This is a genomic window from Neobacillus sp. MER 74, from assembly GCF_023714155.1.
This window is the reverse complement of sequence record NZ_JAMAUV010000074.1, coordinates 1-453: the sequence shown is the minus strand read 5'-3', so window position 1 is coordinate 453 and position 453 is coordinate 1. Positions and strand designations below refer to the sequence as shown.

The window sequence follows — 453 nt, the reverse complement described above, 5'->3', positions numbered from 1 at the left end:
GTTTCGCGGCGCCCGCATGCCGCATTTCTTGATCGGCGACAAATCCTTGGATTTACGAATAGTAAAACCAATTACGAATAGTGAAATCAACGTAAACCCTAGGCGTTGGCGCGAGGACGGGATAACCATATGAGTGAAACGCCAAGCCGAGCGCGGCGCGCGCTGCTAATATCAAGTCATGAGGCGGCCCTTTCGGCCGCCATTTTTCCTTCTCACGCCGATGATTCCGCCTACCAGCCCCGAGCTGGTCAGCCGTGCCGGGCAACTGCCGTATCTGCGGGAACACCTCGCGCTAGCCGAAGGCGGCACCGCGTGCGCGAATCTGCCCGAGCGCACGCTCGCCAGTGCGTACGAGCCGATCTACGACGTGACGATGCCCGGCGCGCCGCAATCGACGTCGTTCGCCGACGCGATCGAGCGCTACGGCGACGAGCTCGGCTTCCAGGCCGTCAC

General features: G+C 61.6%; 1 protein-coding gene. It reads left to right on the top strand.

Annotated elements, in window-relative coordinates; all coding sequences use genetic code 11:
• Nucleotides 1–220: 220 nt before the first annotated feature.
• Nucleotides 221–453, top strand: a 233-nt coding sequence (locus tag M3610_RS27520) for a hypothetical protein (protein ID WP_251463645.1), incomplete at its 3' end; no start/stop codon positions are given.